Genomic DNA, 12,750 nt, shown 5'->3' on the forward strand with positions numbered 1-12,750 from the left:
CGGGAGGCGGTTAAGCGGGCTGTGCGGCGCCGATCGGCTGCGCGCGGCGTTCGAACTGCATGGCACTGTCGGCCAACGTGCCGAACTTGAGCATCATCAGATCGCGTGCGTAGTTCTGATACGACTTCCACGGTTGCTTGTCGCCCTGCTTGGGCAGGATGGCAGCAGCACGCTGGATGTAGCCGGACGTCAGGTCGACGGCGGGCTCGCGGCTCATGGCTCCGTCATCGAGACGCGGCACGCAGGTATCAAAACCGTTGGACTGCATGTGGTTGAGCAGCCTGCAAACGTACTGCGCGATCAACTCGGCCTTGAGCGTCCACGACGCATTCGTATAGCCGAACGACGACGCGAGGTTCGGCACACCGCTGTACATCATGCCTTTGTACGACACCGTCTCTGCCAGATTCACAGCGCGCCCATCGACGCTGATGGCCGCGCCACCCAGCACCTTCAACTTGAGCCCCGTGGCCGTGACGATCACGTCGGCATCAAGATGCTCGCCGCTCTTGAGCTGCAGACCGGTCGGCGTGAAGCGCGAGATCTCGTCGGTCGCAATCGACGCCTTGCCCGCGCGGATCGTCTTGAACAGATCGCCGTCAGGCACGAGGCACAAGCGCTGGTCCCATGGGTTGTAGCGCGGAGTGAGGTGTTTGCGCACGTCGAAGCCGGGGCCGATCTGCTTGCCGGCCATCCGGATGATGAAGTCTTTGAATGCCTTGGGCTTGCGGCGCGCAAGGCTGTAGAAGTACATCGTCAGCAGCACGTTCTTGGTGCGCACCAGCCGGTGAGCAAGGCCCGACGGCAACCAGCGACGCAACGTGTTGGCCACGGCATCCTGCTCCGGCCGCGAGACGATATATGTAGGCGAGCGCTGCAGCATCGTCACGTGCTGCGCGGTGCCTGCCATCGCTGGCACAAGCGTGACGGCCGTAGCTCCACTGCCGATCACCACCACGCGCTTGCCAGCGTATGAGAGATCGTTCGGCCAATGCTGCGGATGGACGATGCGCCCCCGGAACTGATCCATGTCGGGCCACGTCGGCGCGTGGCCTTCTTCGTAGTCGTAGTAGCCGCTGCACATGTAGAGGAACTTGCAAGTGAACTGCACCGGTTCCTCGCGAGCGCCATCGCTGCGCAGTGCTTGGACGGTCCAGCGTGCAGCGGCGGAATCCCAGCTTGCACCCGTCACCTTGTGACGAAAGCGGATCGACTTGTCGATGCCGAACACACGTGCGGTCTCGCGGATGTAATCGAGAATCGTCTGGCCGTCGGAAATGGCTTTGCTGCTATGCCACGGCCGGAAGCTGTAGCCGAGCGTGAACATGTCAGAGTCGGAACGGATGCCGGGATAGCGGAACAGGTCCCACGTGCCGCCGATGGTTTCGCGCCCTTCCAGGATGGCGAAGCGCGCCAACGGGCAACGCTCGCGCAGGTGATACGCCGCGCCAATGCCCGAGAGCCCCGCGCCGACGATGAGCACGTCGAGGTCTGTATCCGGTGCGGTTGCCCGATTGCGGGGCGCGCCCGGGCTGGCGCTTCGCTCCGTCGTCGTATCCATGCGGTCTCCTGTTTGCAGCCTTGGGGGCAGGCGTGGCAAATTTCGCACTAAATGTGGTGTGATTCGTCACCACTTTAATTTTTGGACGTCCTGACGTCAAATAGCGAAATGGAGAAAACATTTGAAACAGCCGACGCGCCCGCCAAGAAAGGCCGCCCGTATGGCGGGGTGGCGCCGGAAGCACGTGCCGCAGAACGCCGGGATGCGTTGATCCGTGCCGGCACGCGCGTCTTCGGCACGGTGGGCTTTCGGAAGGCCACCGTGCGCGCGATTTGCCAGGAAGCGAAGCTCAATGACCGGTACTTTTACGCCGCGTTCGACAGCACCGAAGCCCTGCTGCGCGCGACCTATCTGCAACACGCCGAAGATTTGCGCGCGCAGGTGTCGGAGGCCACCGCCGCCGTCGGCAACACGCTGGAGGCACGTGTCGATGCCGGTCTCCACGCGTTTTTCGCGTTCCTGCGAGAGCCGTGCGCAGCGCGTGTGCTGCTGCTGGAAGTGATGGGCGTGAGCCCGGAAACGGACGCAACCTACCAGCGCAACCTGCTGGAGTTCGGTAAGCAGATCATGGCGAATGCCCAACTGCCCGGCGCCCACAATGACGACGACGCCGAGCTGCGCGCCGACCAACGCATCATCGGCCTGGCGCTGGTGGGCGCCCTAACCAACGTCGGTGCGGCGTGGCTTCTGACCGGCTATCGAGACCCCGAAGAGAAGATGGTGCGCAACTGCCGCCAGGTCGTGCTCGGCACGTTGCGCACCATGCTGAGCGTTTAGAGAGCGCCTTCCGGCCTGCCCAGCCGAACCACGGTCACGCCGGGCGCCAGATGCCGCAACGATGGCTGCAGCAGCACGCAGTTGTCGTACGGCGTGACGATCTGCAGGTCTCCATCGGTGGCGATGACGGTGCCTGCGCGCTCGATGGTTTCCATACCGCGATAGTCGTCCGCAAAACGGAACGCCGTAGATTTGGCGACCACCGGATCGGTCACACGAATGCATCGCACATCCAGTGCGGGCGCAATCCCCAGCCATTCCGATACCGCCGATGCATCGACGGTGCCGAGCGCCACCAGGAAACGCGCGCACGCATCCAGTGCCACATCGCGGCTCGCGCGCTCGAAATGCTGACCGCATTCGATGAGCAGCGCGTTCTTCGGGCTGGCGGCATCGCCAAAGCCGCCGTAATCGCGCAGACGGCGGCCGGCGGCATGGCCGGCATCGATCATCAGATGCGAAGGCGCGCCAACCTGGCGGCCCAACGCGACGCCTTTTGCATGTGGCCCCGTCAACATCAGCGGTTCGGCTTTTTCGTGCATCGAGTGAATATCGAGCAGGTAGTCGACCGTGTCGATCACCGGGCGCAGCTCGCGCGCGCGCCGCAGTTCCAGCGTGTTGCCGGAGCCGTCGAGCTTGTCGGCAGACCACACGCGGTTCAGGTCTTCGTCGATAAAGCGCGTGGCATCCGGATCGTTGATATCGAAGCGCTCGTACGCCTCCACATTGGCGAATGACAGCGTGAGCCGGCCCCGTGCCGGGCGCACGCCGGCACCTAGCAGCGCATCCACCGCAATCGCGCCGCACAGCTCATTGCCATGCGTGAGCGCGTTGATCATGACGTGCGGCCCAGGCATGTCGCTGTCGAACGTGTGCACGTAGTCAATGCCGTGCGTGCCCGTTTTCCAGCGGCGGATATCGGGCTTCTGCAGCTCAATTGGGTACACCGGCAGCGTGGCGCGCAGCGCCTCCAGGGTCATCATGCGAAATCCTTCGGTGTTACGAGAAGTTCTGTTCAGCTTCATTGCGCACGCGCACGTCCGCGCAGCATCCATAGCGAGGCCAGGCTGATCAGCGTGGTCGCAAACACATAGAAGCTCGGCGACGTCTTGATGTGCGTGACACCAATCAGCCAGGTGACGATCAGCGGCGAGAACCCGCCGAAGATCGTTACCGACAAGTTGTAGCTCAGCGCCAGGCCCGTGCCGCGCGTGCGCGTCGGGAAGATGTCAGCCAAGAGCGCCGGCAACGGCGCCAAGATGGCGGCCAACAGCACGCCCACAATCGCCTGCATGATCAGCAGCGTCCAGAACGTCGGCTGCGCGACCAGCGTAGCAAACATCGGATACGTCGACAGCGCAATCACCACCATCGCAATCGACACCACACGGATGCTGCCGAAGCGATCTGCCAGCAAGCCGAACGCGGGCGCCATCACCATCAGCATTGCGCCGGTGATCATCGTGCAGACCAGGGACGCACTGGTCGCGATGTGGAGTTGATTGATGGCATAGGTCGGCATGTAGACCTTCTGCACGTAGTTGAATGCGGTGACGGCCACGACCACGCCCGCCCCCAGCAGCAGTCCGGGCAAACCCTGCGTGAGCGTATCGCGCAGCGGCGAATGCGTTTGCGGCGCGTCCTGCGCCTCGGCTTGCATGGCAACGAACTCGGGCGTCTCAGGCGTGTGGCGACGAATGTAGACACCAATGGGGCCGATCAGCAAGCCAAACAGGAACGCCACGCGCCAGCCCCATGACTCCACCTGCGCGGTGGTCAGCGCGTAGGTCAGCCATGCGCTCAAGCCCGCGGCCAGCAATGTGGCAAGACCCTGCGTGGCGGCCTGCCAACTCGCGTTGTAGCCCATGCGCTTGCCGTTGGCGTGCTCGATCATGAACGCCGTGGCCGAACCGAATTCTCCGCCGGCAGAGAAGCCCTGCAGCAGTCGCGCCACGATCACGATGGCCGGCGACCACACCCCGATCGACGCATACGTCGGTGCAAACGCGATCATCGCGGTGCCGAGCATCATCAGCAGGATCGACCACGTCAGCGCAGCCTTGCGGCCGACGCGGTCTGCATAGCTGCCGAGCACCATCGAGCCCAGCGGCCGCATGATGAACGACACGCCAAACGTGCCGACGGAGAGCATCAGCGAACTCCACGCGTCGCCCGTCGGGAAGAACAGCTTGCCAATGGTGATGGCGAAATAGCCGTAGATCAGCAGATCGTAGTATTCGAGCGCGTTGCCGACGCTGGCCGCCAGTACGGCACGCCAGGGCGAGGGATGTCGATGGGTGTTGGTGGCGCGTGCGGACGCGCCGCTCGCATTGAGGGTGTGGGCTGGCATGGTTGTCTCCCCGTGGTCTGTGCCGATCCGCCTGTTTTGCTGAATAACGCTGGCGGGCGAAGGTTGCGGAGGAGTCTAGGTGCCGTGCCCAGGCGGCTTGTGCCGTTTCGGCACAAGGTTGGGCTTTTTGCGATGCGCCTCAGGCGAGGTCGGCGCGGGCGTTGTTGCTGGCGTTATCAACGGCCAGTTGCCACACCTCATCAAGCAGTGCGCTCTGGTTGCTGCGCACCCGCATCATGCGGATGTTGACGTGGATGTGCCAGGCGTCATCTCCGGCGGGGCGCAACTCACCTGCGTTCAGGTGCGGCTTGGCCAAGCGATACGGCAGCCACGCCATGCCGAATCCCCGTAGGGCCATCTCTTCCACCGCCTCGTAAAAATCCGCCTGGAACACGGGCTGCAGATGCGCCTTGCGATCGGCGGCGGCAAGGTGGCTGTCGAGCATCTGCCGCAACGTCAGGCCGCGCGCAAAGGCTAGCCACGGCAGCGGCGCGGCAGACGAGCCCGGCAGCGTGAAGCGCGCGCGACCGCGCTTGTCGGGCGCACTCACCGGCACCAGCGTCTCGCTGCCCAGCGTGCAATGGTCGTACTTGCGCGGATCGAGCAGCGCATCGGCCTGCGGGCTGGCGTAAGCGATCAGCAAATCGACCGTGCCATCGGCAAGTGCGAGTACGCCTTCCTGCGTGCCGCCCGTCGTCACGCTAAGCGGAAACACGCCGCGCTGGCGTGCCAGCGTTTCATACCAGGCGGGGACGAAGGTGCGCGCCAGCGTACGCCCTGTTCCGATCTTCAGCGCCACGGGCAATTGCGCCTCGCGCAGTAGCAACCGGGCATCGTTCAGGCCGTCAACGGCATTGGCTGCGGCATCCAGAAACAAGCGCCCCGCCGCCGTGAGCGTGACCGGATGCTCGCTGCGCTCGACCAGCGCGGTGCCCACCCATTCTTCCAGCGCCTTGATCCGCCGGCCGAATGCGGGATGCGTGACGTTGCGGTTCTCGGCAGCGCGGCTAAAGCTGCGGGTCTTGGCGAGTTCCTTGAAGTCTTCCAGCCATTTGATCTGCATGGCGCGTCCGGGTGGGGTAGTGGGCGGGAGGTCTGCGCATTATCTCCGCAGCCTGCACGAACAGGCTTAACGTGCGTGCCGTATCGTTATCATCCTGAGCAAACGATCTGCCACGCTTCATGACCGCACCCCGCCCGCTGACCATCGGCATTGCCGGCGCCGGTAACGCCGGCCTCGCCGCCGCCATCGCGTTTGCCCGCCAGGGGCACGACGTGCACGTCTTCGAAAAGCACCCGCAGCTGACCGCCATGGGCGCGGGCCTGCTGATCCAGCCGCAGGGTATCCGCGCGCTGGAGGCTCTTGGCGTCGGCCGCGAGCTGGAGGGCATCGGCGCGCCGATCGACCGGCTGATCGGCCTGAGCCATCGCGGTTGGCGCCTGCTCGACATCGACTACGCCGATGCGCCCGGCCGCGCCGTCACACGGCACGCATTGTCATCCATGCTCTACGACGCCGCTTTGCACGCGGGCGCATCGTTCCACTTTGGTTGTGCGATCCAGCAACTGCTTCTTGATGGCCCACGAGCACGGGTCATGCACTCACAGGGCGAATCGATCTTCGACCTGTTTGTGATTGCCGATGGTGCGGCGTCTGCGCTGCGTGAGTCCGCAGGCCTGGCCGGCCCGTCGAGCACCTACCGATGGGGCACGCTGTGGTTCCAAGGATGGGTAGATGGCTGGAACCCGCGCGTGCTGCAGCAGCGCTTTCGCGGCACGCGCGAGATGATGGGCTTGCTGCCCACCGAAGTGGACGGCACCCGCACACGCCTGTCGATGTTCTGGAGCCTGCCCGGTGATGCGGTCGACGCTTGGCGCCAAACCGACATCACGCAGTGGAAGGCGCATGTGCTGAGCCTGTGGCCGCAAGCCGCGCCCATGGTCGAACAGATTGGCTCGCACGACGATATGCCTTTTGCCGTATATCGCCACACATGGCCGCGCGCGCTGGCCAAACCGCCCTACTGCGTGATCGGCGATGCCGCGCATGCCATGAGCCCGCAGCTCGGCCTGGGGACAACGTTGGCCGCGCAGGATGCCCTGGCACTTGCCGCGTGCGTGCAGGTGCATGGCCCCACCGATGGCGCCCTCGCCTATCACGCCCGGCGTTTGCGTACCGTGCAGGCCTATCAGACGCTGAGCCGAGCACTCACGCCGTGCTTCCAGTCCGAATATGGAGGCTGGATGCGAGACGTGGTGTTCGCCACCGGTTTGCGCATCCCGGGGGTTGCATGGCTGATGAAACGAAGCCTGGCAGAACCGCCCGCTCGCGACGCCGCATTCGCCCCGGCCGCTGCTTCCACGACTGCCAGTGAGGAACCGTAGGCATGACACCACGCCGTCGATCATCATGAGCCTGCTGCACACCTTCCTTCCGGAGCATCAGTTCAGCGAGCAGCACCACATACGCGTCAATGCCGCGCCCGGGCGCGTGCTCGACATGGTTTCGCAGCTTGACGTTACCGATTTCCCGCTGGCCCGAATTTTTCTGCACTTGCGCGCCATCCCGGCCCGCATCGCCGCCGCAATGGGCAAGCCCAATGTGCGACGTATCGATGCCGGATTCGGCCTGCACGATTTCACCGTACTCGGCCGCGATGGAGATCGCGAATTCGCGCTGGGCCTGGTCGGCCGCTTCTGGGAATCCGCGGGTGGGCTCGTCCGCGTTGAAGCCGGCGCATTTCGCGCGTTCTCGGAGCCCAACATCGCCAAGCTGGTCATGACGTTCGTCGCCGAACCCGACGTCGCCGGCACGCTGCTGACCACGCGCACGTGCGTGCATTGCTCCGACACAACGGCACGCCGCCGCTTCACGCCTTACTGGATGCTGATCCGCATCCCAAGCGGGCTGATCCGCCGGATGATGCTGCAGCGGATCAAGCAACTCGCGGAAGCACACGACGCCCCGCTTACACGTCCAGAATGACCAACGTGCCCGCGCTGCCGGCGTCCACGCTGTGCGGCACACCAGCAGGCACCAAATACAGCTCGCCGCGCGACACCGTTACCGCTTCGCCGTCGATGCGCAGGCGCAGCTCGCCATCGATCACCAGCAGGCCTTCGGCATAGTCGTGCACTTCGTCGGGATACGGCGTGCCGTCCATGCGCAACACCTTGAAGTTGCCGCCGCCAAAACGCTCCAGCACGCGAGACGACCATGCGCGCGGCAACGCATCGGCTTCTGCATTGAGATTGACAAGCGGCACACCGGCCTCGCCCAAAGAATGAGAGGCGTCGAGCATACCAGTCGATAGAAAACAAAATGGGCGCCGCCGCGTTTCAGCGATGGCGCCCCTTCTGGGTTGCGCGATCGGCCCGCGTTCAGACGCCGTACGACGCGACGTCCATGTCCGACAGCCCATTCATGTCGTCCGCGGGCTTCAGATGGTCCACGCGATAGCCGTGCTTGTACACGGCCACCAGGCGCACCTCGTTCTCCGGCTCGACGTTCAGCTTCATGCGGATGCGCGACACGTGGCTATCGATGGTGCGCGTGTACTCCGAAGAATTACGGCCCCACACCTGCCCGAAGATGTGATCGCGCGACAGCGTGCGTCCCACGTTCGAGAACAGCAGCAACGCCAGCTGGAATTCGATGGCCGTCAGCGTAACGGGCTCGCTGTGCAGCGTGACCTGCTGGCGCTGAGGGTTGAAGTAGTACGGCCCCACCGCGAACGGCAGGCGGCCATACGGAATCGGATACGCCCGGCGCAGCAGAGCATCGACACGCGCGCGCAACTCGGCAATGCGGAACGGCTTGGCGATGTAGTCATCGGCGCCGTGTGTGAGTGCGCGCACGATGCTCTTTTCACCTTCTTCGGCTGTGACGAACAGGATGGGCAGCACTTCCCGGTGGCGGCCGCGCACCACGCTCAGCACGTCGATACCGAGCATGCCCGGCGTGTGCCAGTCGAGGATCAGCATGTCATACGACGAGCGCCCCAGCATGCGCAGCAACGTCGCGCCATCGCTGTAGGTCATCACGTCGTGTCCTGACTGGGACAATATCTGGACGATGACTTCGCTTTGGAAGGGATCGTCTTCAAGCAAGGCGATGCGCATGTTCTGCTCCGTGGAAATTGCGCACATGCGTGCCGGATGGTACAGGCGTTGATAGCGCCCGAACTGTCGCGTTCAGCGCGATCCGTTGCATGTGTTACGTGTCTGCAATTTTCATGGCGAGGTTTGCTACGAACCATGAGAAGAGTCCTATTTTGTGAAGACCCTTGAGCCACGCAATGCCGTATCCACTCTGCGGAATGTGGACAAAAAAAAGCCCGGACAACGCGGTCCGGGCAGCGGTGTTTCCCACAACGTGACGGGATCGGAAACACCCAAGGGTCGCATGTGCCAGACGCGTCGCAGTGCACCGGGGGGAAACACTGCAACGCTACGGGATAACGTCAAGGAGGGCCCGACGTACTGGTCGGCACATGCGAAGCGCATGATGCCGCGCTAAATACCCAGCCGGAGCAGTCGTGACAACATTTGACGCGCCCAGCTTCGGGGCCGCGACACCTCAGGTGGGATCAGCGTTTTCCAGCTCTTGCCGAATCGACTCGGTCAGCATCTCGATCAGCAACCGAACGCGTTTGGGAACGAACCGCGCGGATGGCGTGACGAGGTTGATCGGCTCCCCGCTGGTTGCGTAGTCGGGCAGCACGCGCACAAGGCGCGGCAGCGGCGCGTTGGCGCGCGCCACGGCACTCGCGTACAGCGGTAGCGGGCCGATGCCGGCGCCCGATGCAATCAACGTTTCCAGATAGATGAGGCTGTCGGAATTCAGGCGGGCGCGCACGGCCACGGTTTTCAGGCCATCGGGGCCGACAAGGCGCCATTGCGTTTCGCCGCGGCCGGTGCCGCGAAAATCCAGGCAGCAATGGTCGGCCAGCCCTTGCACGGTGGCCGGAGCACCGCGGCGCTGCAGGTAATCGGGCGAGGCGAATAAGCCGATGCGCAATACGCCAAGCGACCGCGCCACGAGAGAACTGTCGGCCAAGCGTCCGACGCGGACGGCAAGGTCAAAACCTTCCTGCACCAGATCGACATTGCGCGGCGTCAGCACCACGTCCAGATCGATCTCCGGGTATTGCTGCATGAAGCGCGCCGCGACGGGCGCCACCAGCAGGCGGCCGACGTCTTCGGAAGACGTGATTCGCACCTTGCCGCGTGGCAGGTCTTGCAGCTCGCCGGCGCAGGTCGTGGCGCGTTCGATGTCTTCCAGGGCATGCGACGCCACCTGATACAGGCTCTGGCCGGCGTCGGTCAAATGCAGCGTGCGCGTGGTGCGTTGTAACAGTCGTACGTTCAAATCCTGTTCAAGCGCCGCAATGCCCCGGCTGACGGACGATTTGGGCAGATCGAGCCGCGTTGCCGCTGCCGTGAAGCTCCCCGCTTCAACAACGCGCACGAACAGCGCCAATTGATTCAGATCCATGGTTTCCTCTTCTTGTAGTGACGCGCGCCGGCCTGGGATTGTGATTGTCTCGCCGGGAGCAACATTTTTTCCCACAATAACCGACTAGTGCAAACCGGGCAACCACCCTACATTTGGCATATGACAAATGCCCGATTTCAGGAGAACAACATGGAAACCCTCGTACAACCGCAAGTGCAGCGCGGCCGCCGCGTGGAGCGCATCATCACTGGCCGCCCCACTTCGGACGGCGCGGGCGTGAAGCTCACGCGCGTGCTGACGAACAACCTGCAACGTCGGCTGGACCCGTTCCTGATGCTGGACGCGTTCCGCAGCGACGACCCGAACGACTATCTGGCCGGCTTTCCCGACCACCCGCACCGCGGCTTTGAAACGGTGACGTACATGATCGCTGGCCGCATGCGCCACCGCGACAGCGCCGGCCACGAAGGCCTGCTGCAACACGGCGGCGTGCAGTGGATGACGGCCGGCAGCGGCGTGGTGCACTCTGAAATGCCGGAACAGGAAGATGGCGTAATGGAAGGCTTCCAGCTGTGGCTGAACCTACCCGCCAGCGACAAGATGACGACGCCGTGGTACCGCGACATCCCGTCGAACGAGATTCCCGAGTTCACGACGGAAGACGGCGTGGCCGTGCGTGTGATTGCCGGAGAATCGCAAGGCGTGCAAGGTGCGATGACGCGTGAAGCGACGCAGCCGCTGTACCTCGACATCACGCTGCCCGCGGGTGCGTCGTTTGCGCAGCCGCTGCCGGCCGGGCACAACGCGTTCGTCTACGTGTTCCGCGGCAGCGCGCTGGTGGGCGATGCCGAAGCGTCCGGCAACGCCGGGCTGCAGCGCGTGGAAGACAAGCAGATGGCCATCCTCGCCAACACGGAAGGCAGTGACGGTGTGGTCATCCGTGCAGCAGACGCAGACGCACGCGTGCTGCTGGTGGCTGGCAAGCCGCTGAACGAGTCGATTGCCCAATACGGCCCGTTTGTGATGAACACGCAGGAAGAGATCTTCCAGGCTGTTCGAGACTTCCAGGCCGGCAAGTTCGCGTAGAGCGTCTGCGCAGTCGCAAAGAAAAACCGCCGCTCGGTTTCACCAGAGCGGCGGTTCGTCCAACAGCGCGATCTGCTCGCGCAATTCCAACACCCGGTCCTGCCAATAGCGTTGCGTGTTGAACCACGGAAACGCGGCGGGAAACGCCGGATCATTCCAGCGACGCGCCAACCATGCGCTGTAATGCAGCAAGCGCAGCGTGCGTAGCGCTTCCACCAGATACAGCTCGCGCGTGTCGAATTCGCAGAAGTCTTCATAGCCGGCCAGCAGGCTGGCGAGCTGCGATTGCATCGAGGCACGATCGCCCGAGAGCAGCATCCACAAGTCCTGCACGGCGGGGCCGGTGCGGCTGTCGTCAAAATCGACGAAATGCGGGCCAGCGCTGCGCAGCGGATCGCCCTGCTTGGCGTCGGCCTCTTCGATCCAGAGCACGTTCGAGGCGTGGCAATCGCCGTGCAGACGCAGCAGCGAAACGTCACCGGCGCGGTCGTAGCAGCGGCGCACGCCGTCGAGTGCAGCGTCGGCAACGCTGCGCCAGGCTGGCAACAAATCGGGCGGGATGAAATCGTGTTCGAGCAGCCAATCGCGCGATTGCACGCCGAAGGTGTCAATGTCGAGTGCGGGCCGGGCTATGAACGGCCGCTGCGCCCCGACGGCGTGGATGCGCCCGAGGAAACGGCCCATCCATTCAAGCGTGTCGTCCCGGTCGATGGCAGGCACCCGGCCTGCGCAGCGCGGGAAGACCGCAAAATGCCAACGCTCGAACGTGTGCAGCGTGCGGCCGTCGATTTCCAGCGGCGCGATCACGGGGATTTCCGCGGCGGCCAGTTCTGCCGTGAAGGCGTGTTCCTCGATGATCTGCGCTTCAGTCCAGCGGGCCGGGCGGTAGAACTTGACCACCACCGGCGCGCTGTCTTCCACGCCGGCCTGGTAGACACGGTTTTCGTAACTGTTGAGCGCGAACATGCGGCCGTCCGGCATCAGCCCGACCTGCGCCAGCGCATCGAGGATGCTGTCGGGCGTCAGGCCGTCGTAGGGCGCTTCAGCTGATGCGGGCTGACCGTCGTCGTGCATGAACGTCAAGCTTTACGGCCGCCGAGCAACGCAGCAGCCTTGGCAAACAGACCGTTGAACGGCTGCTTGGCCGGCTGCCCCTTGTGGGCAGGCTGCGCGGCCTGCGTGTTCGATGCGCGGCGTTGTTGACCACCCTGCGCGCCTTGCCCATCGCCCTGGCCCTGACTTTGACCATTGCCTTGGCGCTGGCCGCGCGCTTGCGATTGGCCATTGCGCGGCTTCGGCGCAGCTTGGCCGTCACGTTGACCCTGCTGACCTTGCGCCTGACGTTGGCGGCTGCCGGCACCATTGCGACCCTGGCCTTGGCCTTGATTCTGACCCTGGCCCTGACCGTTACCGCTCGACTCGCGACGCGGTTCGCGAGGTTCACGCGGGGCCCGCGGCTCGCGCGGCGCAGCGTTGCCACTGGCCTGGCGAGGCTGCTGGCTGCGCCCACCGCCCGGG

At 64.3% G+C, this 12,750-nt stretch carries 12 protein-coding genes and 1 pseudogene; 4 read left to right on the top strand and 9 right to left on the bottom strand.

The window, feature by feature from the left end; genetic code table 11:
* Window positions 1-10 precede the first annotated feature (10 nt).
* Entirely contained in the window at window positions 11-1,561 is a 1,551-nt protein-coding gene (locus ACCD03_RS23090; RefSeq protein ID WP_325653386.1) for an NAD(P)/FAD-dependent oxidoreductase, read from the bottom strand.
* 108 nt (window positions 1,562-1,669) lie between these two features.
* Here ACCD03_RS23090 and ACCD03_RS23095 point away from each other — a divergent pair, with 108 nt between their 5' ends.
* On the top strand, window positions 1,670-2,338 hold the full coding sequence (locus tag ACCD03_RS23095) for a TetR/AcrR family transcriptional regulator (RefSeq protein ID WP_325653388.1): 669 nt from the start codon (window positions 1,670-1,672) through the stop codon (window positions 2,336-2,338).
* Here ACCD03_RS23095 and ACCD03_RS23100 read toward each other — a convergent pair.
* The 3 genes from ACCD03_RS23100 to ACCD03_RS23110 all read right to left on the bottom strand — a co-directional run bounded on the left by ACCD03_RS23100 (window position 2,335) and on the right by ACCD03_RS23110 (window position 5,751).
* The gene (locus ACCD03_RS23100) at window positions 2,335-3,321 is read right to left on the bottom strand and encodes a M14 family metallopeptidase (RefSeq protein WP_325653390.1); all 987 of its coding nucleotides are present in this window, start codon (window positions 3,319-3,321) and stop codon (window positions 2,335-2,337) included. The two genes, ACCD03_RS23095 and ACCD03_RS23100, sit on opposite strands and share 4 nt — an antisense overlap.
* Before the next feature lie 38 nt (window positions 3,322-3,359).
* Entirely contained in the window at window positions 3,360-4,688 is a 1,329-nt protein-coding gene (locus ACCD03_RS23105) for an MFS transporter (protein ID WP_413412990.1), read from the bottom strand.
* A gap of 139 nt (window positions 4,689-4,827) precedes the next feature.
* Window positions 4,828-5,751 (bottom strand): LysR family transcriptional regulator, encoded by a 924-nt coding sequence (locus ACCD03_RS23110; protein WP_413412991.1) that lies wholly within the window; start codon window positions 5,749-5,751, stop codon window positions 4,828-4,830.
* 119 nt (window positions 5,752-5,870) lie between these two features.
* On the opposite strand from ACCD03_RS23110, the gene ACCD03_RS23115 reads away from it, so the two are divergent.
* Together ACCD03_RS23115 and ACCD03_RS23120 are read left to right on the top strand one after the other, a co-directional pair.
* Window positions 5,871-7,073, top strand: coding sequence for an FAD-dependent oxidoreductase (locus ACCD03_RS23115; RefSeq protein ID WP_413412993.1), 1,203 nt, complete (start codon window positions 5,871-5,873; stop codon window positions 7,071-7,073).
* 25 nt (window positions 7,074-7,098) lie between these two features.
* Window positions 7,099-7,674: a hypothetical protein gene (locus ACCD03_RS23120; protein ID WP_413412995.1), complete on the top strand. Its 576-nt coding sequence runs from the start codon at window positions 7,099-7,101 to the stop codon at window positions 7,672-7,674.
* On the opposite strand, the gene ACCD03_RS23125 is transcribed toward ACCD03_RS23120, so the two are convergent.
* The 3 genes from ACCD03_RS23125 to ACCD03_RS23135 all read right to left on the bottom strand — a co-directional run bounded on the left by ACCD03_RS23125 (window position 7,658) and on the right by ACCD03_RS23135 (window position 10,185).
* On the bottom strand, window positions 7,658-7,990 hold the full coding sequence (locus ACCD03_RS23125) for a cupin domain-containing protein (RefSeq protein WP_045203705.1): 333 nt from the start codon (window positions 7,988-7,990) through the stop codon (window positions 7,658-7,660). The two genes, ACCD03_RS23120 and ACCD03_RS23125, sit on opposite strands and share 17 nt — an antisense overlap.
* 79 nt (window positions 7,991-8,069) lie before the next feature.
* Window positions 8,070-8,810: a response regulator transcription factor gene (locus ACCD03_RS23130; RefSeq protein WP_413412997.1), complete on the bottom strand. Its 741-nt coding sequence runs from the start codon at window positions 8,808-8,810 to the stop codon at window positions 8,070-8,072.
* 457 nt (window positions 8,811-9,267) lie between these two features.
* Complete coding sequence (locus ACCD03_RS23135; RefSeq protein WP_413412999.1) at window positions 9,268-10,185, bottom strand: LysR substrate-binding domain-containing protein; 918 nt, start codon at window positions 10,183-10,185, stop codon at window positions 9,268-9,270.
* A gap of 150 nt (window positions 10,186-10,335) precedes the next feature.
* Between ACCD03_RS23135 and ACCD03_RS23140 the strand changes: the two genes are divergently transcribed.
* On the top strand, window positions 10,336-11,232 hold the full coding sequence (locus ACCD03_RS23140; RefSeq protein ID WP_253536368.1) for a pirin family protein: 897 nt from the start codon (window positions 10,336-10,338) through the stop codon (window positions 11,230-11,232).
* Window positions 11,233-11,271: 39 nt separating this feature from the next.
* Here the strand turns inward: ACCD03_RS23140 and ACCD03_RS23145 are convergent, their stop codons facing one another.
* Complete coding sequence (locus ACCD03_RS23145; protein WP_325653404.1) at window positions 11,272-12,306, bottom strand: serine/threonine protein kinase; 1,035 nt, start codon at window positions 12,304-12,306, stop codon at window positions 11,272-11,274.
* A 5-nt stretch (window positions 12,307-12,311) separates the two neighbouring features.
* A pseudogene (locus tag ACCD03_RS23150) lies at window positions 12,312-12,750 on the bottom strand (RNA helicase); the annotation flags it as partial.

The organism is Ralstonia sp. Ralssp135 (assembly GCF_047304345.1).
In the GTDB taxonomy this organism is placed as follows: domain Bacteria; phylum Pseudomonadota; class Gammaproteobacteria; order Burkholderiales; family Burkholderiaceae; genus Ralstonia; species Ralstonia chuxiongensis.

What these genes read in the sequence shown, in the direction of transcription:
- ACCD03_RS23125 (WP_045203705.1), bottom strand. Translation starts at nt 7,990, where the DNA reads ATGCTCGACGCCTCTCATTCTTTGGGCGAGGCCGGTGTGCCGCTTGTC.
- ACCD03_RS23135 (WP_413412999.1), bottom strand. Translation starts at nt 10,185, where the DNA reads ATGGATCTGAATCAATTGGCGCTGTTCGTGCGCGTTGTTGAAGCGGGG.
- ACCD03_RS23095 (WP_325653388.1), top strand. Translation starts at nt 1,670, where the DNA reads ATGGAGAAAACATTTGAAACAGCCGACGCGCCCGCCAAGAAAGGCCGC.
- ACCD03_RS23115 (WP_413412993.1), top strand. Translation starts at nt 5,871, where the DNA reads ATGACCGCACCCCGCCCGCTGACCATCGGCATTGCCGGCGCCGGTAAC.
- ACCD03_RS23100 (WP_325653390.1), bottom strand. Translation starts at nt 3,321, where the DNA reads ATGATGACCCTGGAGGCGCTGCGCGCCACGCTGCCGGTGTACCCAATT.
- ACCD03_RS23120 (WP_413412995.1), top strand. Translation starts at nt 7,099, where the DNA reads ATGAGCCTGCTGCACACCTTCCTTCCGGAGCATCAGTTCAGCGAGCAG.
- ACCD03_RS23140 (WP_253536368.1), top strand. Translation starts at nt 10,336, where the DNA reads ATGGAAACCCTCGTACAACCGCAAGTGCAGCGCGGCCGCCGCGTGGAG.
- ACCD03_RS23105 (WP_413412990.1), bottom strand. Translation starts at nt 4,688, where the DNA reads ATGCCAGCCCACACCCTCAATGCGAGCGGCGCGTCCGCACGCGCCACC.
- ACCD03_RS23145 (WP_325653404.1), bottom strand. Translation starts at nt 12,306, where the DNA reads ATGCACGACGACGGTCAGCCCGCATCAGCTGAAGCGCCCTACGACGGC.
- ACCD03_RS23110 (WP_413412991.1), bottom strand. Translation starts at nt 5,751, where the DNA reads ATGCAGATCAAATGGCTGGAAGACTTCAAGGAACTCGCCAAGACCCGC.
- ACCD03_RS23090 (WP_325653386.1), bottom strand. Translation starts at nt 1,561, where the DNA reads ATGGATACGACGACGGAGCGAAGCGCCAGCCCGGGCGCGCCCCGCAAT.
- ACCD03_RS23130 (WP_413412997.1), bottom strand. Translation starts at nt 8,810, where the DNA reads ATGCGCATCGCCTTGCTTGAAGACGATCCCTTCCAAAGCGAAGTCATC.